We start from the raw sequence: 25324 nt of genomic DNA on the forward strand, positions 1-25324 counted from the left end.
GGAAAAACGGCCCTAAAACACGTTGATGTTATTGAATTTTAAACCGCTGAACAATGAAGTGCTTACTCAATAATAGCTGGGGTCATGAAGAAAGGACGGGCGCAATAGCAGCGCCCGTAAAATAAATTCAGGTTGTGCGATTAATCGCGTTTTGCACCGCCGCGCAGCAGGCCGGACGCGCCATCTGAATAGTCGCGTGGCATCTGAACAGGGGCCTGATCGTTACCGGCTTCAGAGTCGGCCAGACGGTTACGGAATGGATTGGATTCCGCGGTCATTTCTGGCAGCAGGCTGCTGGAGCTTTTTGCCATATGTTGATAGAGCTGACGATAGTCGGTCGCCATGTTGTCCAGCAGCTCGGCGCTACGGGCAAAGTGGCTGACCAGCTCTTCACGATACTCTTCCAGTTCGGCTTTGTTCTTTTCCAGTTCGTACTGCAGTGACTGCTGCTGACGCAATTTGCGATTACCGAAACGCATGGCCACAGCACCAATGACGATGCCGACGACTAAACCGATTAGCGCATATTCCCAGGTCATGAACTTCTCCCGTTGTCTTGTTGTTCCGTAGGGTGTTGGCTCGGCTCCTGCCTGTGCCTGATATTGCCACTATAACCGCTATTTCCGCAGAAGTGGAATCCTGACGTATCATCGCGTAGTGTAGAACGGCCTTTTTTTCATCAGTCACGTCTGCTGGTGAGTATTATTTGAAGGAATAACAATACGTTTATGCAAAACCTGTCCCCTGCATCGCGATACCAACTTGCCCTTAATGAGGGTACACATCAGCCGGATGACGTTCAGCGTGAAGCGGTGAATCGTCTGGATACGATTTATCAGGAGCTCACGGCAAAACCTGCAGAGAGTGAACAGAGCGGTGGGCTGAAGGCGGCTCTGGGGCGGTTGCTCGGAAAAAAAGAGCCACAGACTCATGCGCCGGTGCGCGGTTTGTATATGTGGGGCGGCGTCGGGCGCGGGAAAACCTGGTTGATGGACCTCTTTTATCTGAGCCTGCCGGGTACCCGTAAGCAGCGTCTGCATTTCCACCGCTTTATGCTGCGGGTTCACGAAGAGCTGACGGCACTGCAGGGCAAAAGCGATCCGCTGGAGATTGTGGCCGACAGGTTCAAGGCGGAAACGGACATACTCTGTTTTGACGAGTTTTTTGTCTCCGATATTACCGACGCCATGCTGCTGGGTGGTCTGATGAAAGCGCTGTTCGCACGTGGGATAACGCTGGTGGCGACCTCGAATATCCCGCCGGATGAGCTATACCGCAATGGCCTGCAGCGCGCGCGTTTCCTGCCCGCTATTGATGCCATCAAACAGCACTGCGACATCATGAATGTTGATGCCGGGGTGGATTACCGCCTGCGTACCTTAACTCAGGCGCATCTGTGGCTCTCTCCCTTAAACGATGAGACCACGCAGCAGATGGATAAACTGTGGCTGGCGCTGGCGGGGGCAAAACGGGCTCATGCCCCTGAGCTCGAGATTAACCATCGCCCGCTGCAAACCCTGGGTGTCGAAAATCAAACCCTGGCCGTCTCATTTGCAACGCTCTGTGTGGATGCCCGCAGTCAGCATGACTACATCGCGCTCTCGCGTTTGTTCCATACCGTGATGCTGCTCAACGTGCCGGTCATGACGCCGCTGATGGAAAGCGAAGCGCGCCGCTTCATTGCGCTGGTCGATGAGTTCTATGAGCGTCACGTGAAGCTTGTGGTCAGCGCCGAGGTACCTTTATATGAGGTGTATAAAGGCGAGCGGCTGAAGTTTGAGTTCCAGCGCTGTCTGTCGCGCCTGCAGGAGATGCAAAGCGAGGAGTATCTTAAGCTTCAGCATATGCCATAAATGCGACCTTCTCCCTGTGGGAGAGGGGCTGGGGGTGAGGGCGGCAGACCGCAAAAACCTTACCCCCGAAAAACCCGCCTCGAATCACATTTAAGGGTCGATCTTTGACCTCAACTTCTCTATAATCTTGCGACCCCACGTTACGAGAAGGTTTTTTTCCCGAAACTTTCTATGTGTCGGCATTAGCTATTCGAAGGGGTAGGTTTGCCGGACTTTGTCGTGTGAACCTCAACTGACTAAACGTTTGGGTGTTCACCAACGTGTAACTTATTATTTGGGTAAGCTTTTAATGAAAACTTTTACAGCTAAACCAGAAACCGTACAGCGCGACTGGTATGTTGTTGACGCGACCGGTAAAACTCTGGGCCGTCTGGCTACTGAACTGGCTCGTCGCCTGCGCGGTAAGCATAAAGCGGAATACACTCCGCACGTTGATACGGGTGATTACATCATCGTTCTGAACGCAGATAAAGTTGCTGTAACCGGCAACAAGCGTACAGACAAAATGTACTACCATCACACTGGCCACATCGGTGGTATCAAAGAAGCGACCTTTGAAGAGATGATTGCTCGCCGTCCTGAGCGTGTGATTGAAATCGCGGTTAAAGGCATGCTGCCAAAAGGCCCGCTGGGTCGTGCTATGTTCCGTAAACTGAAAGTTTACGCAGGTAACGAGCACAACCACGCGGCACAGCAACCGCAAGTTCTTGACATCTAATCGGGATTATAGGCAATGGCTGAAAATCAATACTACGGCACTGGTCGCCGCAAAAGTTCCGCAGCTCGCGTGTTCATCAAACCGGGCAGTGGTAAAATCGTAATCAACCAACGTTCTCTGGAACAGTACTTCGGTCGTGAAACTGCCCGCATGGTAGTTCGCCAGCCGCTGGAACTGGTTGATATGGTAGAAAAACTGGATCTGTACATCACCGTTAAAGGTGGTGGTATCTCCGGTCAGGCAGGTGCGATCCGTCACGGTATCACCCGCGCTCTGATGGAGTACGACGAATCCCTGCGTTCTGAACTGCGTAAAGCTGGCTTCGTTACTCGTGACGCTCGTCAGGTTGAACGTAAGAAAGTGGGTCTGCGTAAAGCACGTCGTCGTCCACAGTTCTCCAAACGTTAATCCTTTTCTGTTTACGCAGAAACGATTGGCGAAAAACCCGCTTCGGCGGGTTTTTTTTTATGGATAATGTGCAGGTTATCCACAGCATCACTGCATATATCTTCTCTTTTTCCACATTTCCAGAATCCCCTCACCACAAAGCCATCAAAATCTGGTAAACTATCATCCAATTTTCTGCCCAAATATCGGTGAATACTCGTTTTTTGTTCGATTCTTGAACAATGTGTTTTCTCTGGGATGGGCGATACAACATCTGGCTGGCCCTGTTTGGGCTGGTAGCAGTAAAAATTCTGAATATACCTGGAGGTTTTCATGGCTGTCGCTGCCAACAAACGTTCGGTAATGACGCTGTTTTCTGGTCCTACTGACATTTATAGCCATCAGGTTCGTATCGTGCTGGCCGAGAAGGGTGTCAGTTTTGAGATCGAGCATGTGGAAAAGGATAACCCGCCTCAGGATCTGATCGATCTCAACCCGAGCCAAAGCGTACCGACGCTGGTGGATCGCGAGCTGACCCTGTGGGAATCCCGTATCATTATGGAATATCTGGATGAGCGTTTCCCGCATCCACCACTGATGCCTGTTTACCCTGTTGCACGTGGTGAAAGCCGCCTGTACATGCAGCGTATCGAAAAAGACTGGTACACGCTGATGAACGTTATCGTCAACGGTTCCTCTGCTGAAGCAGACGCTGCACGTAAGCAACTGCGTGAAGAGCTGCTGGCGATCGCCCCTGTGTTTGGTCAGAAACCATTCTTCCTGAGCGATGAGTTCAGCCTGGTAGATTGCTACCTGGCGCCGTTGCTGTGGCGTCTGCCAACCCTGGGCGTAGAGTTCAGCGGTCCGGGCGCGAAAGAGCTGAAGGGCTACATGACTCGCGTATTTGAACGCGATTCTTTCCTGGCATCTTTAACTGAACCGGAACGTGAAATGCGTCTCGGCCGAGGCTAATGACTGTGGAAATGTCACAACTTACCCCACGCCGTCCGTATCTGCTGCGCGCCTTCTATGAATGGCTGCTGGATAACCAGCTCACGCCGCACCTGGTTGTGGATGTGACGTTGCCGGGCGTGCAGGTTCCTATGGAATATGCACGTGACGGGCAGATCGTACTGAACATCGCGCCGCGCGCGGTGGGTAACCTTGAACTGGCCAACGACGAAGTGCGCTTTAACGCGCGTTTCGGCGGTGTGCCGCGTCAGGTTTCTGTACCGCTGGCTGCGGTGCTGGCGATTTATGCGCGTGAAAACGGTGCAGGCACCATGTTTGAGCCGGAAGCGGCTTATGACGAGGATGTTGTCGGCCTGAATGACGAAAACGGCGCTTCGGAAAACGAAAGCGAAACGCTGATGTCGGTCATTGAGGGGGACAAGCCCGATCACAATGACGATCCTGATGACGATCCGCCGCCGCGCGGAGGCCGTCCGGCACTGCGCGTTGTGAAGTAGTAAAAGCATTTTTATCGACTATCCAGTTAGTTATTCAGACTAGCTGGATTTTTTTATGTCTTTTTATGTCAAAACGTTTAATAAAGTAAATTATATACATCCCTTCTTTTTTGCCTGCCCCCACCGTTCGGATAATTTCAAGCTATATCTCCGCTGAATATAATATGTCGTTTTAAAGCTATATGCACTCTTATAAATAAATATCACTTATTGATAACGTTATTCTAAATCCATAAATTAATTTTTCTAAATTGCTTGTATTTATAAAGATTATATTATCTACGCATGCTCTCAAGCATGACGATAAACAGTATGGGGTAAATTTATTTATCCCTGCTGTATTTAATATTGCAATTACTCATATGTTAAGGAATAACAAGTGAAAAAGGTTTTACTCGCTACTGCGCTCTCTCTGTGTGTGACATCCGCTTTTGCGGCTAACCCGACTGCCGTTCTGAAAGTTAAAGGTACGCTGACTAATTCAGCCTGTACGCCTCAGTTAAGCAACGGCGGAACGGTTGACTACGGCACAGTTAGTTTGGGTGGTTTAAGCTCAACGGCAGTTAACCAGCTGGGCCAGAAAGACATCGATCTGACTATTACCTGCACCGCAGCAACAAAAGTGTCCTGGAATATGATTGACGATCGCGCTGATTCTAACGCGAAACTCACCGTTGAGAATGGCATGTTTGGTGGTGGTTCTAATTCGTCTGAAAGCCAGACTTACGGTGTAGGTAAAACAACAGGTGCCACACCAGTGAACATCGGAACTTACTCGCTGTTCGTTAAAACTGACAGCGTAATGGCTGACGGCGCTAAAGTTGACCCAATTTACCAGCAGAATGCTACGGGTAACTGGTCGAAGAGCACCAACGGTACAACTCAGGGCGATAACTATCGTGATTTCACCGTTGCAACTGTTGGCACCCTGGCTCCACTGGCGTTCCAGACCGCAACCTTCCCACTGGTGACCTCTCTGGCGATCCAGGATACCACCACGCTGGCGATCACTGATGACACCCAGCTTGATGGTCAGGTGACTATCAGCCTGCGTTATCTGTAAGACTTTTAATCGAGTAAACGTAATTTAATTAACCGGAGAGTAAATGCGCTGCATTTACTCTCTTTTTAACGGCGCGATAAACATGGACTGTTCTGTTGTTGCTTTCAAGGAGATATTATTATGCATTGTTTAAAATCTACTTTATTTAACACGCTGATTACTGCCGCGTTATTATCTGCCAGTGTTGCTGTACATGCAGAAGGCATGGTGCCTGAAACCAGTCTATTAATCATTGATGAAGCGACGCACAGTGGAACGATTAACGTCAAGAATACCGATTCGCATCCTTCACTTTTATATACAAATGTCGTTGACCTGCCGGACGATATCGGTCTTAAGCTTATTGCAACGCAGCCGGTGGTACGTCTTGAGCCAGGTCAGACGCAGCAGCTGCGCTTTATTCTTCAGAACAAACAGCCATTGGATGTAGAGCATTATAAACGCGTCACATTCGACGGTATTCCGCCTAAAAACGATGATAAAAAAATAAAGATTGGCATTAACATTCGCCAGGATATCCCCGTGCTTATTCGTCCGGCATCCCTGGGTGTGGTCACTGATGCCTGGAAGTTCCTGAAGTGGTCCTCAAACGGCACATCCGTCACCGTAAACAATCCCAGCAAATATGTGGTCCGTCTTGGGCAGAACGTGATGCTGCTGCCTTCAGGGGTGAGTGCCTCTCTGTCCAAAACCTACATTCTTCCTGGCGAAACGCTAACGGCTGATATGAGTAAGAAAGTCAGTGGTGACAGCAGCGTTAAGTTTTTCCCGGCCAGCCGCTATGGCGTTGAGGTCCCGAGCTTTACGTCGGAATTAAATAAATAAAATAGGGATATGACGGTGAGTAAACAAAGCCGCCTTGCACTTTGTGTCCGCGCCATTCTTTGCGGCACATTACCTCTGGTGTTACTTGATTCAACATCCGTTCTGGCGAGGGAGGTCACCTTCGACACGGGGATAATGCAAACGCTGGGGTTGAATAAAGATCTCAACCATTACTTCGCAGAAGCACCGCGCTTTTTACCCGGAACCCACTCCGTTTCGGTGAAGGTTAACGGGAAAGAGCGGGGAATGGCTGCAGTTCGTTTCAACAAAGACGGCATGCTTTGCTTTGATAACGATCTTATGGAGTTTGCTGGGCTGATGCCTGTGTCAATAAAGTCCGGTGAGGAGTGTCATGATATTCGGGATAACTATCCTAAAGCCGTCATCAACGCCTTGCCTAACCAGGAGGCCGTTGAACTCTATCTACCAGCTGAAGCGGTGAACAGTCTGTCGTCGGATATCAAAAACTTTCAGCATGGCGGAACGGCGGCGCTGCTGAACTATTCATTGTTCAGCACCCATAACGACTATGGTGACAATGACAGCAGCCGCTACTCTCAGGCCAGCCTGGAAGCCGGATTCAACACGATGGACTGGGCGCTGCGCAGTCGTTATATCCTGACGGATGACGACGGTAGCCGAAATGCCGAAAGCATTTACACCTATGCAGAGCATGTCTTTACCGCGCAAAAAATGACGATGCAGGTGGGTGAAATCAACGCCATGTCCAACGTGTTGAGCGGGGTGCCGATTACCGGCGTTCAGTTTATGCCGACCAGCGGTCTGGCGAGAGCAAGCTCTGGCGTGAGCGTTTCCGGTATTGCCCAGTCTTCCCAGGCACGTGTCGAAATCCGCCAGAACGGTCAACTGGTCTTCAGTACCCTTGTGCCAGCCGGCCCCTTCACGCTGGATGACGTGCCCGTGGTTCGCAACAATGTAGATCTGGACGTCTCGGTGGTGGAATCCGACGGCGCGACTAACCGTTTCATCGTCCCGGCGTCTCAGGTAAGGGCGCGCAACCTTTCACGCCCGCAGGGTCTAACCCTTTCTGTAGGTCAGGTGCGCAGCATCGACAGCGACTATAACGATCCGCTGGTGATGAACATCTCTGACGGCTGGCGTGTCTCTCCGTGGATGAATCTCCTGGCTTCAGGTGCCGCTGCGGAAAACTATCAGGCGGCAGGCGGCAGGACAGAGTTCCTGATAAGCGATGACTGGACCCTTTCAACGGGTGCGGCAGTCAGCAATGCGAGCTTTGGTGACAGCAGCAGCGGGGTAAAAACCGAGCTGCAAAGTGATTACATCCTGAACGAGTACGTCGGTTTTTCAGGCAGTGCGACGCATTACAGCGGAGAGTATCGCGAACTGGCTGATGCGATGGACGATGATTATCAGGGATATGACAACACCTATTCCGGCAACGTTCGCTTCTCCTCCCCTCTGGCGGGGGTGTTTAGCGCAGGGTTCAACTACAACCAGACCAGCGGTGACGGTGAAGATTCACGTTACCTCTTGCTGTCATGGGGCAAGACCTTTACGTACGCGTCAGTATCCATGAACTGGCAAAGTGCGGTCGGTAATGTCGATGACGATCAGGACAATGAGATGTTCTACGTCAACGTGAGCATCCCGCTCGGCGGCAGTCAGTCCATCAGTACCTATATGCGTAAACAGGGTGATAGCACCTCCTATGGCGCGTCTAACAGCGGCTCGCTGGGAGACAACACGAACTATTACATCTCAGCCGATCGCGATCAGGATTCGAAAGACAACAGCTTCAACGGCAACATCAACACTAACCTGCGCTATACGCAACTGAGCGTGGGGGGCGGAACCAGTGGGGATAATCAGCGGAACTACAATGCGACATTGTCGGGTGGCGTGGCCATGCATAAAGAGGGTGTGACTTTCTCGCCGTATACGATTCAGGACACCTTCGCGATTGCCAGACTGAGCGAGAAGAAGAGCGGTGTTGAAATCTCCACTCCGCAAGGTACCGTCTGGACCGATCCATGGGGCCAGGCCGTGGTACCTTCACTCAACGAATGGCATAACTCCCGCATAGAAATTGATGCTAATAAGCTGCCGCAGAGTATGACGCTGGCTAACGGCACGAAATATATTGCCGCAGGCCATGCCTCGGTCAGCGAGATTGATTTCAAAGTACTCAACAGCCGCCGCGTCATGCTAAGCGTTAAGCAGGCTGACGGTCAGCCCCTGAGTAAAGGGATCTCGATTGTTGATGAGAAAGGTAACTATATCGTGACCACGGTTGATGATGGCCACGTCTTTATTAACGATGCCGATCAGCTGAGCGCGCTCTACGCGCTAGACGGTGACAATAACCGACTGTGTAAGATTGATTACACCCTGGCTGATAAGCGTGACGAAAATGCCTTCTATGAAGAAGTGAACGGAGTCTGCCGATGAACAGTCGACACTTATCGGGCTTAGTGGCCTTGCTGATGCTCGGCGTGACAGGAATAACCCATGCTGAGGAGTGCCAGCTCAGCCTCTCACAGCCGGTGGTGGATTATCATGAGATGCGCCGGGATACGGTCGAAACGACGCAGCAGGACTGGCATAAAATGGCCGATCGTGACATCACGGTAAACGTTTTTTGCCCTCAGTCTCAGCAGATGGCGGTGATACTGCGCGGTACAGCGGGAGATAAGGGGCGGTTTCTTTTTGGGCAGTCCGGCGGTGTCGCAGTCAAAATTGACAACATGACCGTCGATGGCAAAAGTTACATCGTGGGTAAAACGGTCGATCAGCTGAATTTTACGCCTGAAAACGGTACACCGACGCCGTTCTATCTGCGTAATAACGAGGCGGTGATTGCGCTTGAGAATAACCAGGTCCCTTCCGGCCAGCAGATGAGTTTCAACGTAACGCTCTCACCGGTTCTCAATGAAAGCGCGTTCAGCCATCTGACAGATCAAACCACGCTGGAAAGTGATTTGACCTGGAGCTTATTGACGAAGTAACCCTTCTTTTTGCGGCACCACAGAAAAGCGGAGCTGCAGGGGGAAAATCAACGGTGGTTAACCGCATAAAAAAAGCCGGATGGTATTTGCCATCCGGCTTATTTCTTACACTTCCAGGTAGTTCAGAATACCGTCAGCGGCTTTACGGCCTTCGGCAATCGCGGTAACGACCAGATCGGAACCGCGAACGATATCACCGCCAGCAAAGATTTTCGGGTTGCTGGTCTGGAACGCGTTTTCGTTGCCTTCCGGCGCAATAACACGACCCTGAGAGTCCAGCTCTACGCTGTGCTTCGCCAGCCACTCCATGCTGTGAGGACGGAAACCGAACGCCATTACTACGGCATCGGCCGGGATCACATGCTCGGAACCTGCCACGATCTCTGCGCGACGACGACCTTTCGCATCCGGCGCACCCATCTCAGTGCGCGCCATTTTCACGCCGCTCACTTTGCCGTTGGCATTCACTTCAATACCCAGAGGCTGGATGTTGAACTGGAATTCCACGCCCTCTTCACGCGCGTTTTTCACTTCGCGTTTAGAGCCCGGCATGTTCTCTTCGTCACGGCGATAGGCGCAGATCACGTGTGCCGCATTCTGGCGAATGGAGGTACGCACGCAGTCCATCGCGGTATCACCCCCGCCCAGCACCACCACGCGTTTGCCTTCCATGCTGACATACGGCTCATCGGCGGTTTCGCCATAGCCCATGATCTGTTTGGTATTGGCAATCAGGAACGGCAGTGCGTCGAATACGCCCGGCGCCTCTTCGTTTTCCAGACCACCGCGCATGGACTGATAGGTTCCCACGCCCAGGAAGACGGCGTCGTAATCCTTCAGCAGGTCGTCGAGCTGCACGTCGCGACCGACTTCCACGTTCAGTTTGAACTCAATGCCCATACCGGTGAAGATTTCACGGCGGCGGGTCATGACCTCTTTTTCCAGCTTAAAGGCCGGAATACCGAAGGTCAGCAGACCGCCGATTTCCGGATGGCGGTCAAAGACCACGGCCTTCACGCCGTTACGGGTCAGTACGTCCGCACAGGCCAGGCCCGCCGGGCCCGCACCGATGATCGCCACACGCTTGTCGGTTTGCTTCACGCCGGTCATATCCGGACGCCAGCCCATTTCGAAGGCTTTATCGTTGATATAGCGTTCGATATTACCGATGGTCACCGCGCCAAATTCGTCGTTCAGCGTACAGGAACCTTCACACAGACGGTCCTGAGGACACACGCGGCCGCACACTTCCGGCAGGGTGTTTGTCTGGTGAGACAGCTCGGCAGCTTCAAAAATACGTCCTTCGTTGGCCAGTTTCAGCCAGTTCGGGATGTAGTTATGGACCGGACATTTCCATTCGCAGTAAGGGTTACCGCAGGACAGGCAGCGGTCTGCCTGTGCTTTGGCCTGGCCTTCTGAAAACGGCTCATAGATTTCTACAAATTCAATTTTACGGATCTTCAGCGGTTTCTTTGGCGGATCAACACGCTGCAGGTCGATAAACTGGTATACGTTCTGGCTCATCTGAATTCCTTACTGCGCCTGCACACGCAGCTCTGCTGCGCTACGACTACGGTGACCCAACAGGGCTTTAACATCGCTGGACTTCGGTTTAACCAGCGCGAATTTCGCAGAGAACGCCGGCCAGTTGGCCAGGATCTCTTCGCCGCGCGAAGAACCGGTATGCTGCACGTGTTCGGTAATCAAACCGCGCAGGTGTTCTTCGTGGATAGCCAGCGTTTCAACGTCCAGCACTTCCACCAGTTCAGGGTTCACGCGTTTGCGGAACTCACCGTCTTCATCCAGGACGTAAGCAAAACCGCCCGTCATGCCTGCGCCAAAGTTCACGCCGGTTTTACCCAGGACGCACACAATCCCGCCCGTCATGTATTCACAACCGTTATCACCGATACCTTCAACCACGGTGATGGCACCGGAGTTACGTACGGCAAAACGTTCACCTGCACGACCTGCTGCAAACAGACGACCGCCGGTCGCGCCGTACAGACAGGTGTTACCGATGATGCTGGCATCGCAGCTACGGAAGGCTGAACCGACCGGCGGACGCACCGCCAGCAGACCACCCGCCATGCCTTTACCGACATAGTCGTTGGCATCACCGGTCAGATACAGTTCAACGCCGCCGGCGTTCCACACGCCGAAGCTCTGACCCGCGGTACCGCTGAAGTGCGCGGTAATCGGGTCGGCCGCCAGGCCCTGGTCACCGTGCGTTTGCGCGATGTAACCGGAAAGCGATGCACCGACAGAACGGTCAGTGTTGCGAATATCAAACCAGAACGTTTTGCTCTGCTTGTCATCCACATACGGCTTCGCTTGCTGCAGCAGCTGCGCGTTCAGCACGCCATTGTCGAACGGCGGGTTGTTCTCGGTGCAGTAGACCGCTTTGCCAGGATGTGGCTCGGCAGTTTCCAGCAACTTAGACAGCTCCAGCTTCTGCTGTTTGGCTGTGAAACCTTCCAGCTCTTTGAGCAGGTCGGTACGGCCAATCAGATCCACCAGGCGTTTCACGCCCAGCTGTGCCATCAGCTCACGGGTTTCGCGGGCGATGAAATCAAAGTAGTTCGTCACTTTGAACGGTAGGCCGTGGTAATGGTTCTTACGCAGCTTCTCGTCCTGGGTTGCAACACCGGTTGCACAGTTGTTCAGGTGGCAAATACGCAGGTATTTACAGCCGAGCGCGACCATAGGGCCCGTGCCGAAACCAAAGCTTTCCGCACCCAGAATCGCCGCCTTGATAATGTCGAGGCCGGTTTTCAGGCCGCCATCCACCTGCAGACGGATCTTATGACGCAGACCGTTAGCCACCAGCGCCTGCTGGGTTTCCACCAGGCCAAGCTCCCACGGACAGCCCGCGTATTTCACGGAGGAGAGTGGGCTTGCCCCGGTACCACCGTCATAACCGGCGATGGTGATCAGGTCCGCATAGGCTTTTGCCACACCGGTCGCGATGGTGCCAACGCCCGGTTCGGAAACCAGCTTAACGGAGATCATCGCTTTCGGGTTGACCTGTTTCAGGTCGAAAATCAGCTGCGCCAGATCCTCGATAGAGTAAATATCGTGATGCGGTGGCGGAGAAATCAGCGTCACACCCGGTACGGAGTAGCGTAATTTGGCGATATACGGCGTGACTTTATCACCCGGTAACTGGCCGCCTTCGCCCGGTTTTGCACCCTGAGCGACTTTAATCTGAATCACGTCGGCGTTAACCAGATACGCTGGCGTGACGCCAAAGCGGCCGGATGCAACCTGCTTGATACGTGAGACTTTGTTGGTGCCATACCGGGCAGGGTCTTCACCACCTTCACCGGAGTTTGAATTGCCGCCGATGCTGTTCATCGCTTCAGCCAGCGCTTCGTGAGCTTCCGGGCTGAGCGCACCGATTGACATTGCCGCGGTATCAAAGCGTTTAAACAGTTCAGTGGCAGGCTCAACGTCGTCAATGCTGACGGCTTCATCACCCGGGTTCAGCGCCAGCAGGTCGCGCAGCGTCGCCACCGGACGGCTGTTCACCAGTTCAGCATACTGCTGGTAATCGCTGTACTCGCCGCTCTGAACGGCCTGTTGCAGCGTACGCACCACGTCCGGGTTATAAGCGTGATATTCACCGCCGTGGACATACTTCAGCAGGCCACCTTGATCCAGCGGCTTACGTGCCAGCCAGGCGCGTTTCGACAGGTTCATCAGATCCTGCTGGAAGTCAGCGAATCCGGCACCGCCGATACGGCTGATAACACCCTGGAAGCAAAGTGTCGCCACGTCGTCATGCAGACCGACCGCTTCAAACAGCTTCGAGCAGCGGTAGGAGGCGATGGTCGAGATGCCCATTTTGGACATGATTTTGTACAGGCCTTTGTTGATGCCGTTACGGTAGTTCAGCATCACCGTGCGGTAATCTTTGTCGATAGCACGGGTATCCACGAGACGCGCCAGCGTTTCGTAGGCCAGGTACGGGTAAATAGCCGTCGCACCAAAGCCTAACAGCACGGCAAAGTGGTGCGGATCGCGGGCGCTGGCGGTTTCAACAATGATGTTGGCGTCGCAGCGCAGGCTCTTATCGACCAGACGCGTCTGGATAGCACCTACCGCCATTGGGGCCGGTACCGGCAGACGGTTTTTCGCAATATTGCGGTCAGAGAGCACCAGCAGAACGGTACCGTTACGCACCATCTGTTCCGCTTTGTCACACAGCGCATTCACCGTCTCTTCGAGGGTCGCTTCGGTCACGTCGAAAGTGATATCGAGCGTGTCGGCGCGGTAGTGATCCTCTTTCAGGGTGGTGAGCTGTTTGAAATCAGAGTACAGCAGGATCGGCGATTTAAAGGTCAGGCGGTGCGCCTGGCCTTCAGCTTCGCAGAAGACGTTCATCTCGCGACCGATGCTGGTGGCCAGTGACATCACGTGTGCTTCACGCAGCGGATCGATTGGCGGGTTGGTCACCTGCGCAAACTGCTGACGGAAGTAATCATAAATGATGCGTGGCTGGCTGGAGAGCACGGCAAACGGGGTATCGTCACCCATGGAGCCGACCGCTTCCTGGCCATTTTCACCGAGTACGCGGATCACGGAATCCAGCTCTTCGGCGCTGTAGTTAAACTGTTTCTGGAAGCTGGCGAGCGTATCGTCGTCCAGCTCACGACTGCCCACTTCTACATCCGGCAGATCTTCGAATGGCACCAGGCGACGAACGTTTTTCTCCATCCACTCTTTGTACGGATGGCGGCTCTTCAGATCGTTATCGGTTTCAGCAGAGTGCAGAATGCGCCCACCGCGGGTGTCGATAACCATCAGCTCGCCCGGGCCAACGCGGCCTTTCTCAACCACTTCGTCAGGCTGGTAATCCCAGATACCGACTTCAGAGGCGCAGGTGATGAGCTTATCTTTGGTGATGACGTAGCGTGCCGGACGCAGACCGTTACGGTCCAGGTTACAGGCAGCAAAGCGACCGTCGGACATAACGATGCCCGCCGGGCCATCCCACGGCTCCATGTGCATGGAGTTAAAGTCGAAGAACGCGCGCAGCTCTGGATCCATATCAGGGTTGTTCTGCCATGCCGGTGGCACGAGCAGACGCATGGCGCGCACGATATCCATACCGCCTGCCAGCAGCAGCTCCAGCATGTTATCCATGGAGCTGGAGTCAGAGCCGGTTTCGTTAACGAACGGCGCGGCATCGTGCAGGTCAGGGATCAGTGGCGTCTGGAACTTATAGGTACGAGCACGCGCCCACTGGCGGTTACCGGTAATGGTATTGATCTCGCCGTTGTGCGCCAGGTAGCGGAACGGCTGTGCCAGCGGCCAGCGAGGGACGGTGTTGGTGGAGAAGCGCTGGTGGAAGAGGCAGATGGCCGATTCCAGACGCAGGTCCGCCAGGTCCAGGTAGAAGCGCGGCAGGTCAGCCGGCATACACAGACCTTTATAGATGTTCACCAGGTTAGAGAGGCTACAGACGTAGAACTCTTTGTCGTCCTGGAGACGTTTTTCAATGCGACGACGGGCGATAAACAGACGGCGTTCCATATCACGCGGACGCCAGCCCGCAGGGGCATTAACAAAAATCTGTTCAATTCGAGGCAGCGAGGAGAGGGCGATTTCACCGAGTACCCCTTCGTTGGTTGGCACATCGCGCCAGCCAACAATAGACAGGGTTTCACGTTGAAGTTCTTCTTCGACGATGCGGCGTGAGGCGGCAGCTTTTTCAGGATCCTGATTCAGGAACAGCATACCGACAGCGTAGTTTTTGGCTAAACGCCAGCCGCGCTCTTCCGCAACGATACGGAAGAAACGATCCGGTTTTTGCAGCAGCAGACCGCAACCGTCGCCGGTTTTACCATCAGCAAGGATGGCACCACGGTGCTGCATGCGGGCCAGTGCGTGAATAGCAGTACGCACTACCTTGTGGCTAGGTTCGCCTTCTATGTGGGCGATCAGGCCGAAACCACAGTTATCCTTCTCAAGGGATTTATCGTACAACATATCAGTGAACCTCCCCAGGCTCGTCGGGCTTCCCACTGAACCGTGGCGCACAGGCACAGAAAGAGCATGGCGACGGGGTTTGCGTTTCATACGCGTACCTCGCATTCGCCCTCTTTTTCATCCTTTCGCGCAGGTAAACAAGTTTGAGGACTTGCTTCAGAGGGAATCTCAATTACTGCATAAATATGATGAGCAGGCTGCTCATCCAGAAAGCTTCCAGCGGATTTCCAACTTATCGGGAATTGGTACACAGGTCAAATGGCAATCTTATTTATACAAAAATGTGCTAAAGAGCTATTAACTATTTGTATATAAAAGAAATTCAACTCTATTTACAACGTTTGTAAGCTGTGGTGAGACGCAGCGGAGTGTGATCTGACTCACTATATGAAAGCGGTATTATCGATGTAGCGTGCTGAATAGCCGTTTTTTAGCAGAATAATTCTCTACGATGAAATGCAAACCCGCATAAAGTCACTGTTTTTCAGTGCTGACGCTATAAGTGAAAAAAACAATCAGAACATAAGGAAAAGTAATCACAACTGGCGTGAATGAAATTGCAGTAATCCTGAGTATTTATTCATAGAGATAAAGGCCGTCCAGGGCGATTGATCCAGGTCATCGCCGACAGAGGCTAAAAATGGCAGGCTTGTCCCCTTTCTTTGGGACGGTCTACCAGATTATGCAGTTACAGAAATTAGTCAATATGTTTGGTGGGGATCTTTTGCAGCGTTACGGGCAAAAGGTTCACAAGCTGACGCTGCATGGCGGTTTTAGCTGCCCGAACCGTGACGGGACGATCGGGCGCGGGGGCTGTACTTTCTGTAATGTGGCGTCTTTTGCTGACGAAGCGCAGCAGCATCATTCCATCGTCGAACAGCTGTCCCATCAGGCGAGTCTGGTCAACCGTGCGAAACAGTATCTGGCCTATTTCCAGGCCTACACCAGCACATGGGCGGAAGTACAGGTCTTGCGCTCCATGTATCAGCAGGCGGTAAGTCAGGCCAGTATCGTAGGGCTGTGTGTGGGCACCCGCCCGGACTGCGTGCCGGAAGCGGTACTGGACCTGCTCAGCGAGTACAAGGAACAAGGGTATGAGATCTGGCTGGAGCTGGGCCTGCAAAGTGCGCACGACAAAACTCTGCACCGCATCAACCGTGGACATGATTTCGCCTGTTACCAGCGCACCACACGTCTCGCGCGTGAGCGTGGGCTGAAGGTGTGCTCACACCTGATTGTCGGCCTGCCAGGCGAAGGGCAGCAGCACGGTCTTGAGACACTGGAAAAGGTGGTCGAGACCGGTGTGGACGGAATTAAGCTGCATCCACTGCACATCGTGAAGGGCAGTATCATGGCCAAAGCCTGGGAAGCCGGGCGCTTAACCGGTATTGAGCTTGATGCGTATACGATGACGGCGGGGGAGATGATTCGGCACACCCCGCCGGAGATTGTCTACCACCGCATCTCCGCCAGCGCCCGCCGTCCAACGCTTCTTGCACCGCTCTGGTGTGAGAACCGCTGGACGGGGATGGTGGAAATCGACCGTTATCTGCAAGAGCACGGCGTACAGGGATCGGCGCTTGGTCGCCCCTGGGTTCCCCGCTTACCGGCGACGACCGCCTAACAGGCTCCCCAGCATGCCGCGTACAATCTGATTCGTGACCTGACGCGCTGCACTTTTCGCCATGGTCTGCACGACGCCATCGCGTTTGCCGCCGCGTGGTCCGGTCGTACCAAACAGGATATCCTTAAGTCCGCCCAGGATGCCGTCGTCCACGGCAACAGACTGGCCTTTGGAGGCAGGTGCGTCCTGGGATTCGGTGGTGGCCTGAACCCCTTTTTGCAGCATCTCGAATGCCGACTCGCGATCCACGTCGTCCTCATACTTACCATACAGCGGGGAGCGGTTAATCAGGCCGTTGCGTTCATCGTCCGTCACGGGCCCCATCCGGGAGCAAGGGGCAATCACCATTGCGCGTTCCACAACGGACGGGCTGCCTTTTGCATCCAGGAAAGAGATAAGCGCTTCACCGGTGCCCAACGCCTGGATGGCCGCTTCGGTATCAAATGCCGGGTTCGCTCGCATGGTTTGCGCGGCGGCTTTGACGGCCTTCTGATCTTTCGGCGTAAAGGCGCGCAGGGCATGCTGTACGCGGTTGCCAAGCTGTCCCAGCACGTTGTCAGGAATATCGGACGGGTTTTGCGAAACAAACCAGACGCCGACGCCTTTAGAGCGGATCAGGCGGATCACCTGTTCAATCTTATCCAGCAGAACCTGAGGCGCATCGTTAAACAGCAGGTGCGCTTCGTCGAAGAAGAAGACCAGCTTGGGTTTGTCGAGATCGCCGGCTTCGGGTAACTGCTCGTACAGTTCAGAGAGCAGCCACAGCAAGCTGGCGGCGTAGAGCTTCGGCATCTGGTAGAGCTTCTCTGAGCTCAGAATATTGATGATGCCTTTCCCGTTGCTGTCGGTGCGCATCCAGTCCTTGATATCCAGCATCGGCTCGCCAAAGAAATGTTCGGCACCCTGTTGCTCCAGGGTCAGTAACCCGCGCTGGATGGCCCCGACTGAGGCGCTGCTGATATTACCGTACTGGTTTTGGAACGATTTGGCGTTATCACCGATGTACTGGGTAATGGCCCGCAGATCTTTGAAATCAAGTAACAGCAGACCCTGGTCGTCGGCAATACGGAAGATGATGTTCAGCACACCGGACTGCACATCGTTGAGGTTGAGCAGACGAGCCAGCAGCAGCGGACCAAGATCGGAGACGGTTGCACGTACCGGGTGACCTTTCTCACCAAAGATATCCCATAACACGACCGGATTGTTGTGCGGTGTCCAGTCCGTGATGCCGATATTTTTGAGTCGATCGAGCAGTTTTTCGGAGGGAGTGCCTTCCTGAGCCACACCGGTTAAATCGCCTTTTACATCGGCCATAAAGACCGGTACGCCAATCTCTGAAAGCGACTCTGCCAGCTTCTGCAGGGTCACGGTTTTCCCCGTCCCGGTGGCCCCGGTGATGAGACCGTGGCGGTTGGCCATCGCGGGCAGTAAAAACAGCTCTTTGTCCAGCGTGCGGGCAATTAACAATGGTGTACTCATAATGCGCTTCCTCTCTTAGTCCTCGGTCGAGTATAGGCAACCTGACGGCAAAATGGCTGAGTAAATTGCTGACTTTGCGGCGCATTATCCAGCGCGGACTATGCTTTTGCATACGGTTCACAAAATTTTGGAAAACTATGTCCAGATTCTTCTTTAACGATCGCAAACAGCTGGTCAACGACGCCATCGAAGGCATACTGATTTCGGCACCACACGCTAATCTCGTCAAACTTGATATCGATCCGGCCATTCGGGTGGTGGCGCGCAGCGACTGGGATAAAAGCCGGGTGGCGGTTATTTCAGGCGGTGGCTCTGGTCACGAACCTGCACACGCCGGGTTTGTCGGCAAAGGGATGCTCACGGCAGCGGTGTGCGGAGATCTTTTTGCTTCGCCGAGCGTTGATGCGGTGCTGAACGCCATTGTGGCGGTAACGGGCGATCGGGGTTGTCTGCTGATCGTGAAAAATTACACCGGCGACCGGCTTAATTTCGGCCTGGCGGCAGAAAAAGCCAAGCGTTATGGCCTGAAGGTCGAGATGGTCATTGTCGCCGATGATATTGCCCTGCCGGATAACAAGCAGCCGCGCGGTATCGCCGGTACGGCACTGGTTCATAAAATTGCGGGCTATGCGGCAGAGCACGGCAAATCACTGACCGAGGTGCGCCATATCGCGCAACAGGCTTGCGATAATCTCTGGAGCCTGGGCGTGGCAATGCAAACCTGTAACCTGCCGGGCAGTGATGATGAAGAGGGGCGGATCAAGCAGGGGCACGTGGAGTTGGGGCTCGGGATCCACGGCGAGCCTGGTGCCTCGGTTGTCGATACGCAAAACAGCAAAGCCATCATCGACACGCTGGTCGAGCCGCTCAAAGCGCAGGCCGGTAACGGGCGTTTTGCGGTGCTTATCAATAACCTCGGCGGCGTGTCGGCGCTGGAGATGGCGTTGCTCACCAAAGAGCTGGCCCACTCGGCGCTGAAAGAGAATATCGCTTATCTGATTGGTCCGGCACCGCTGGTGAGTGCCCTGGATATGAAAGGCTTTTCGCTGACGTTGCTGAAGCTTAACGATCTGTTCGAAAAAGCTCTCCATGAAGAGGTGGAGACGTTGGGCTGGCAGAAGCCGGTGGCGTTTGCGCCGCTGCGCGTGCAGGAACATAGCGCGATCCATGACCGCGTGGAATATACCGCCTCGGACAATCCACGGGTCGCAGAGATCGTCTCCACGGTCACGCAGACGCTGATCCAGCTGGAAAACCGCCTCAATGCGCTGGATGCCAAAGTGGGTGATGGCGATACGGGCTCTACCTTTGCGCAAGGGGCGCGGGATATTGCGCAGCGTCTGGAGAAGAAACAGCTTCCGCTAAATGATGTGTCGACGTTGTTGCTGCTGGTTGGCGAGCGGCTGGCAACGGTTATGGGGGGCTCAAGCGGTGTGCTGATGTCGATCTTCTTTACCGCTGCCGGGCAGACGTTGCACGACGGTCAGCCGTTGCCGGAAGCGCTCTTCAGCGGGCTGGCGCAGATGAAGCAGTATGGTGGGGCAGATCTTGGCGATCGCACCTTGATCGATGCCCTGCAACCGGCGCTGGAGGCATTGCAGAAAGGCGACCTTCAGGCTGCTGCGCAGGCTGCGAACGCGGGCGCTGAGGCGACAGCGAATATGGTGAAAGCGGGTGCCGGACGTTCGTCGTATGTCAACAAAGAGAACCTGGAGGGTGTGACCGACCCGGGGGCCGTGGCGGTGGCAGAGGTGTTCAAGGCAATGACCGCAGCAAAAAGGTAGCGTTTTGAGTATTACACCCTCTCCCGACGGGAGAGGGTGGCGATGCGTGCAATCAGGGCGCACGCACCCCGCGCGTTCACATCAAAAATCCGCTTTCAACACCACGCGATAACGGGCTTTACCGTCACGCACATGCTGGATAGCTTCGTTGATCTTAGACATCGGATACAGTTCGGTGGTGGGCGCCACTTTAGTGCGCCCGGCAAACTTCATCAGTTTGCGCAATTCGAACGGCGTACCGGTTGCTGAACCGGAGACGCTGCGATCCCCCCCGATCAGCGTAAACGCAGGCACCGGCAGCGGTTTCATCACTGCACCGACGGTGTGGAAGTTACCGCCGTGGGCCAGCGCTTCAAAGTACGGTTGCCAGTCGAGATCGACGTTAACGGTATTAATGATCAGATCAAACTGACCTGCCAGCGATTTGAGCGCTTGCGGATCGCGGCTGTTGACTACCTTATCCGCCCCCATCGCCAGCACTTCTTTCTCTTTGGCCGGGTTCGAGCTAAACGCCGTGACTTCACAGCCCATCGCGTGCAGCAGTTTGATTGCGATATGGCCCAGACCACCAATCCCGATGACACCCACACGGCTGGTGGCGGTGACATGATGCATCAGCAGCGGTTTGAATACGGTGATACCGCCGCACAGCAGCGGACCGGCAGATTCGATATCAATGCTGTCCGGCAGGGGAATAACCCATTGCCAGTCGGCACGCAGTTTATCGGCGAAACCGCCTTTGTTCAGAATGGTAGGGACTGCGCCTTCGAGGCAGTTGATTTGGTTACCGCTGATACAGGCATCGCAGTGACCACAGCTGCGCGCCGTCCAGCCAATCCCCACGCGCTGGCCGATCTTCAGCCCTTTGTCCTGTGCGGCGCTACCGAGCGCCACAACGCGGCCAATGACTTCGTGGCCAGCAATCAGTGGATACTGTGAGAAGCCCCATTCATTGTCGATCATGGAGAGATCGGAGTGGCAGATCCCGCAGTAATCAACCTGCACTTCGACGTCTTCTGCTTTTAGGTCGCCCGCATCGTATTCGTACAGCTCAAGTTCTGCACCCGCCTGCGGTGCGGCGTAGCTTTTTATCTTCGACATCGTGTTTCCCCCGTTATGGTGTGAACTGAGAGTGTAGAGCATTCAGTTTACAGTCGCTTAACAGAAGAGGGCAGGAATGCCCTTTACAGAGTTTTCAGCATCCTGACTTCGCAATCGACGTGGCCGGTACAGCCCAGCGGCGCATCAATATGCGTAAAGCCCAGATGTTCATACAGGCCAATGGCCTCTTTGAGGAAGGCGGTTGTTTCCAGGTAACAGCGTTTAAAACCCTGAGTACGCGCATGTTCAAGGGCGATAAGCGCCAGCTTTTTCGCCAGCCCTTGCCCGCGTACCGACGGCAGAAAATACATTTTTTGCAGTTCGCAGATATCCGGCTCGCTGCAGCTTAAAGGCGCCACGCCACCGCCGCCCACCACCTGGCCGTTCTGCTCAATAACCCAATAGGCGTAGCCCGGCTGGCTGTACAGCTGAAACAGCTCATCCAGATTCGGGTCGGCAACGGTATAGCCTTTGTCGGCGGTCAGGCCATACTCAGCGGAAACCGTTCGGATAACGGCGGCAATAGCCGGGTTGTCCTGCTCAGTGATCCGACGCATCGTCGTCGCGACGGGGGTAATCACGCTCATAGTCTTACTCATTACAAAAATTGACACACAACTGCTGTTAATAGCACCGCAGTAAAGGGAGCGCAAGCGAGGAGTTTTCAGGAAGGATACCCCTTACGCCCTGAAGCGTAAGGGGTAAAAGCATTACAGGGCTGCAATAACCGCCTGCTGCTCGATCAGTTTGGTCTTAGCATCGGCGAAGGCAACCAGACGCTCACGCTCTTTCGCGATAACCGCTTCCGGCGCGCGGGCAACAAAGCCTTCGTTCGCCAGTTTGCTTTCGATTTTGCCAATTTCCACATCGACCTTAGCCACTTCTTTTGCCAGACGAGCCAACTCAGCGTCTTTGTCGATAAGACCTGCCATCGGGATCAGCAGCTCGGCGCCGTCGATGATTTTGGTCACGGATACCGGACCTTTGTCATCCGCAGGCAGCACGGTGATGCTTTCCAGACGCGCCATGGTTTTCAGGAAGGTGTTGTTCTCGGTGACACGGCGAACAGCAGCCTCACTGCAACCGCGCAGCAGCAGCTCCAGAGGTTTACCCGGGGCGATGTTCATTTCGGCACGGATATTACGTACCGCCACGATCGCCTGTTTCAGCCATTCGGTATCGGCTGACGCCGCTTCATCGACCTTCGCTGCATCGAATTCCGGGAACGGCTGCAGCATGATGGTGTCGGCGTTGATGCCGGCAATCACTTTCACACGCTGCCAGATGGTTTCGGTGATGAATGGAATAATCGGGTGTGCCAGACGCAGCAGACCTTCCAGAACGGTAATCAGCGTGTTGCGCGTACCGCGCAGTTCCGCTTCAGAACCGCCGTTCATTACCGGTTTTGCCAGCTCAAGGTACCAGTCACAGAACTGGTTCCAGGTGAATTCATACAGAATGCCCGCCGCGATATCGAAGCGGTAGCTGTCCAGCGCTTCGCGGAAGGCTTTCACCGTCTGGTTGAACTCTGCCAGGATCCAGCGATCGGCCAGAGACAGGGTCATCTCGCCGCCGTTGAAGCCGCAATCCTGATCTTCGGTGTTCATCAGCACGAAGCGGCTGGCGTTCCACAGCTTGTTACAGAAGTTACGGTAACCTTCCAGACGCTTCATGTCCCAGTTGATGTCACGACCGGTTGAAGCCAGTGCCGCCAGAGTGAAACGCAGGGCATCAGTACCGTGAGGTTCGATCCCATTCGGGAACTGTTTCTCAGTACGCTTGCGGATCTTCTCTGCCAGCTGCGGTTGCATCATGTTGCCGGTACGTTTTTCCAGCAGCTCTTCGAGGGAGATACCGTCAACCATGTCCAGCGGGTCGATAACGTTACCCTTGGACTTGGACATCTTCTGGCCTTCGTCGTCACGAATCAGACCGGTCATGTAGACGGTATGGAACGGAACCTGTGGCTTGCCGTTTTCATCTTTGATGAAGTGCATGGTCATCATGATCATGCGGGCGATCCAGAAGAAGATGATGTCGAAGCCGGACACCATCACGCTGGTTGGGTGGAACTGACGCAGCGCGTCGGTGTTCTCCGGCCAGCCCAGCGTGGAGAAGGTCCACAGTGCGGAGGAGAACCAGGTGTCCAGTACGTCTTCGTCCTGACGCAGGGCGACATCGGCACTCAGGTTGTTTTCCTGACGAACTTCATCTTCGCTGCGGCCAACATAGACGTTGCCTTCGCTGTCGTACCAGGCCGGGATACGGTGGCCCCACCACAGCTGACGGGAGATACACCAGTCCTGAATATCACGCATCCAGGAGAAGTACATGTTTTCATACTGCTTCGGCACGAACTGGATGTCGCCGTTCTCAACCGCTTCAACAGCCGGTTTCGCCAGCACGTCGGCGCGCACGTACCACTGGTCGGTCAGCATTGGCTCGATAACAACACCCCCACGGTCACCGTACGGCACGGTCAGATCGTGAGGTTTGATCTCTTCCAGCAGGCCGAGTGCATCCACTGCAGCGACAATCGCTTTACGCGCGGCAAAACGTTCCATTTTCTGGAATTCAGCCGGAATGTCGCTGGAGTAAACGTCGGATTCGTTACCTTTGGTGTCATACACTTCCGCGCTTTCACGGATATCACCGTCGAACGTCAGAATATTGATCATTGGCAGGGCGTGACGACGACCCACTTCGTAGTCGTTGAAGTCGTGTGCCGGGGTGATTTTCACACAGCCGGTGCCTTTTTCCATGTCGGCGTGTTCATCGCCCACAACGGGAATGCGGCGGTTAACCAGTGGCAGCACCACGAATTTGCCAATCAGATCTTTATAACGCGGATCTTCCGGGTTAACGGCCACGCCGGTATCGCCCAGCAGGGTTTCCGGACGGGTGGTCGCTACCACCAGGTAATCTTTACCGTCTGCCGTTTTAGCGCCGTCGGCCAGCGGATAGCGGATATGCCACATGGAGCCTTTAGACTCACGGTTTTCCACTTCCAGGTCGGAGATAGCGGTGCGCAGTTTAGGGTCCCAGTTTACCAGGCGCTTGCCACGGTAAATCAGGTCTTCTTTGTACAGACGGACAAACACTTCTTTAACGGCGTTGGAAAGGCCTTCGTCCATGGTGAAGCGCTCGCGCTCCCAGTCCACGGAGTTGCCAAGACGGCGCATCTGACGGGTGATGGTACCGCCGGATTCTGCTTTCCACTGCCAGATTTTATCGATGAACGCGTCGCGACCGTAGTCGTGGCGGGTTTTACCTTCTTCAGCGGCAATTTTACGCTCAACCACCATCTGGGTCGCGATACCCGCGTGGTCAGTCCCCGCCTGCCACAGGGTGTTTTTGCCCTGCATGCGCTGGTAGCGGATCATGGTATCCATGATGGTCTGCTGGAAGGCATGACCCATATGCAAACTGCCGGTGACGTTCGGCGGTGGGATCATGATGCAGAAGGACTCTTTGCTTTCATCGCCGTTAGGCTTGAAATAGCCCTGCTGTTCCCAGTGCTCGTAAAGCGGCTGTTCGATATCGCGTGGGTTATATGTCTTTTCCATTATTTCCAGGTTGCCGTATTCAGGTTAAAACCAGCCAGGCGGTACGCTTTATAGCGTTCGCGCGCCAGTTGTTTCAAAGATTCTTCGTAAGGGACAAAGTCTACCACTTCTGTGAAAGCGGTGGCAAAATCTGCAAAATCTATCCGCAGGCTAATCAGAATATCGCGCGCGCTGCTGTTGCGCTTTTGCGGCCAGGCAATCTCTACCGGTGCGCCGCCACGAGGGCCTTCGCCAGACAGATTATGCGGAACAAAACTCTCCGGCGGGCGCGCCCAGAGTGCTTCGTCAAGGCGGATGGCCTGCTGCTCATCTTCGCAGGCAATCAGAACGCGTTTACCTGCGCGCCAACGTTCTGCGGCAATTTCACACACCAGCTGTTCAACTGCGCTGAGGCCGTCCTGATGGGTGTCGTTGTCCAGAAGGTAGAACGTTGCATTCTTCATATATGGGGCTTCTTGTTATGGATTTAAA

Annotated in this window: 20 protein-coding genes; 11 read left to right on the top strand and 9 right to left on the bottom strand. The window is 54.3% G+C overall.

The features are described from left to right. Positions 1–140 precede the first annotated feature (140 nt). Positions 141–539: a Z-ring associated protein ZapG gene (gene zapG, locus AAIR21_RS06290; protein WP_014171843.1), complete on the bottom strand. Its 399-nt coding sequence runs from the start codon at positions 537–539 to the stop codon at positions 141–143. A 189-nt stretch (positions 540–728) separates the two neighbouring features. Between zapG and zapE the strand changes: the two genes are divergently transcribed. From zapE to rpsI, 3 genes are all read left to right on the top strand, one after another. Then, positions 729–1853, top strand: coding sequence for a cell division protein ZapE (gene zapE / locus AAIR21_RS06295; RefSeq protein WP_020883512.1), 1125 nt, complete (start codon positions 729–731; stop codon positions 1851–1853). Between the two features lie 289 nt (positions 1854–2142). Next, positions 2143–2571, top strand: a complete 429-nt coding sequence (gene rplM, locus AAIR21_RS06300) for a 50S ribosomal protein L13 (RefSeq protein ID WP_003860434.1) — start codon at positions 2143–2145, stop codon at positions 2569–2571. A 15-nt stretch (positions 2572–2586) separates the two neighbouring features. Then, positions 2587–2979: a 30S ribosomal protein S9 gene (gene rpsI / locus AAIR21_RS06305; protein ID WP_003860436.1), complete on the top strand. Its 393-nt coding sequence runs from the start codon at positions 2587–2589 to the stop codon at positions 2977–2979. An 11-nt stretch (positions 2980–2990) separates the two neighbouring features. On the opposite strand, the gene AAIR21_RS06310 is transcribed toward rpsI, so the two are convergent. Next, positions 2991–3293, bottom strand: coding sequence for a hypothetical protein (locus AAIR21_RS06310; RefSeq protein ID WP_136342246.1), 303 nt, complete (start codon positions 3291–3293; stop codon positions 2991–2993). On the opposite strand from AAIR21_RS06310, the gene sspA reads away from it, so the two are divergent. From sspA to AAIR21_RS06340, 6 genes are all read left to right on the top strand, one after another. Continuing rightward, a complete protein-coding gene (gene sspA / locus AAIR21_RS06315) occupies positions 3292–3930 on the top strand; it encodes a stringent starvation protein SspA (protein WP_025202909.1) in 639 nt (212 codons plus the stop codon). The genes AAIR21_RS06310 and sspA overlap by 2 nt on opposite strands. Before the next feature lie 5 nt (positions 3931–3935). Then, the gene (sspB, locus tag AAIR21_RS06320; protein WP_025202910.1) at positions 3936–4427 is read left to right on the top strand and encodes a ClpXP protease specificity-enhancing factor; all 492 of its coding nucleotides are present in this window, start codon (positions 3936–3938) and stop codon (positions 4425–4427) included. Positions 4428–4806: 379 nt separating this feature from the next. After that, positions 4807–5490: a DUF1120 domain-containing protein gene (locus AAIR21_RS06325; RefSeq protein ID WP_032679063.1), complete on the top strand. Its 684-nt coding sequence runs from the start codon at positions 4807–4809 to the stop codon at positions 5488–5490. Positions 5491–5610: 120 nt separating this feature from the next. Further along, positions 5611–6315, top strand: a complete 705-nt coding sequence (locus AAIR21_RS06330) for a fimbria/pilus chaperone family protein (protein WP_079231636.1) — start codon at positions 5611–5613, stop codon at positions 6313–6315. Positions 6316–6324: 9 nt separating this feature from the next. Then, a complete protein-coding gene (locus AAIR21_RS06335; RefSeq protein ID WP_079231637.1) occupies positions 6325–8745 on the top strand; it encodes a fimbrial biogenesis usher protein in 2421 nt (806 codons plus the stop codon). Continuing rightward, positions 8742–9302, top strand: coding sequence for a hypothetical protein (locus AAIR21_RS06340; RefSeq protein WP_079231638.1), 561 nt, complete (start codon positions 8742–8744; stop codon positions 9300–9302). The genes AAIR21_RS06335 and AAIR21_RS06340 overlap by 4 nt, the downstream gene beginning before the upstream one ends. Before the next feature lie 105 nt (positions 9303–9407). On the opposite strand, the gene AAIR21_RS06345 is transcribed toward AAIR21_RS06340, so the two are convergent. After that, a complete protein-coding gene (locus tag AAIR21_RS06345) occupies positions 9408–10826 on the bottom strand; it encodes a glutamate synthase small subunit (protein WP_020883515.1) in 1419 nt (472 codons plus the stop codon). A gap of 9 nt (positions 10827–10835) precedes the next feature. Further along, complete coding sequence (gene gltB / locus AAIR21_RS06350; RefSeq protein WP_183516748.1) at positions 10836–15296, bottom strand: glutamate synthase large subunit; 4461 nt, start codon at positions 15294–15296, stop codon at positions 10836–10838. Between the two features lie 682 nt (positions 15297–15978). On the opposite strand from gltB, the gene AAIR21_RS06355 reads away from it, so the two are divergent. Beyond that, positions 15979–16920, top strand: coding sequence for a TIGR01212 family radical SAM protein (locus tag AAIR21_RS06355; RefSeq protein WP_121339897.1), 942 nt, complete (start codon positions 15979–15981; stop codon positions 16918–16920). Here the strand turns inward: AAIR21_RS06355 and AAIR21_RS06360 are convergent. Further along, positions 16900–18402 (bottom strand): helicase HerA-like C-terminal domain-containing protein, encoded by a 1503-nt coding sequence (locus AAIR21_RS06360; RefSeq protein ID WP_079231641.1) that lies wholly within the window; start codon positions 18400–18402, stop codon positions 16900–16902. The two genes, AAIR21_RS06355 and AAIR21_RS06360, sit on opposite strands and share 21 nt — an antisense overlap. Before the next feature lie 137 nt (positions 18403–18539). Between AAIR21_RS06360 and AAIR21_RS06365 the strand changes: the two genes are divergently transcribed. Continuing rightward, the gene (locus tag AAIR21_RS06365; RefSeq protein WP_183516741.1) at positions 18540–20186 is read left to right on the top strand and encodes a glycerone kinase; all 1647 of its coding nucleotides are present in this window, start codon (positions 18540–18542) and stop codon (positions 20184–20186) included. Positions 20187–20267: 81 nt separating this feature from the next. Here the strand turns inward: AAIR21_RS06365 and ahr are convergent, their stop codons facing one another. From ahr to holC, 4 genes are all read right to left on the bottom strand, one after another. Further along, positions 20268–21287: an NADPH-dependent aldehyde reductase Ahr gene (ahr, locus tag AAIR21_RS06370; protein WP_032680192.1), complete on the bottom strand. Its 1020-nt coding sequence runs from the start codon at positions 21285–21287 to the stop codon at positions 20268–20270. A gap of 83 nt (positions 21288–21370) precedes the next feature. Beyond that, the gene (locus tag AAIR21_RS06375) at positions 21371–21874 is read right to left on the bottom strand and encodes a GNAT family N-acetyltransferase (RefSeq protein WP_020883521.1); all 504 of its coding nucleotides are present in this window, start codon (positions 21872–21874) and stop codon (positions 21371–21373) included. Positions 21875–21997: 123 nt separating this feature from the next. Beyond that, positions 21998–24853: a valine--tRNA ligase gene (locus AAIR21_RS06380; RefSeq protein ID WP_020883522.1), complete on the bottom strand. Its 2856-nt coding sequence runs from the start codon at positions 24851–24853 to the stop codon at positions 21998–22000. Continuing rightward, complete coding sequence (gene holC, locus AAIR21_RS06385; protein WP_008502815.1) at positions 24853–25296, bottom strand: DNA polymerase III subunit chi; 444 nt, start codon at positions 25294–25296, stop codon at positions 24853–24855. The genes AAIR21_RS06380 and holC overlap by 1 nt, the downstream gene beginning before the upstream one ends. Positions 25297–25324: the final 28 nt, after the last annotated feature.

Origin of the sequence: Enterobacter sp. PTB (assembly GCF_051130085.1) — a bacterium.
Classification (GTDB): domain Bacteria; phylum Pseudomonadota; class Gammaproteobacteria; order Enterobacterales; family Enterobacteriaceae; genus Enterobacter; species Enterobacter ludwigii.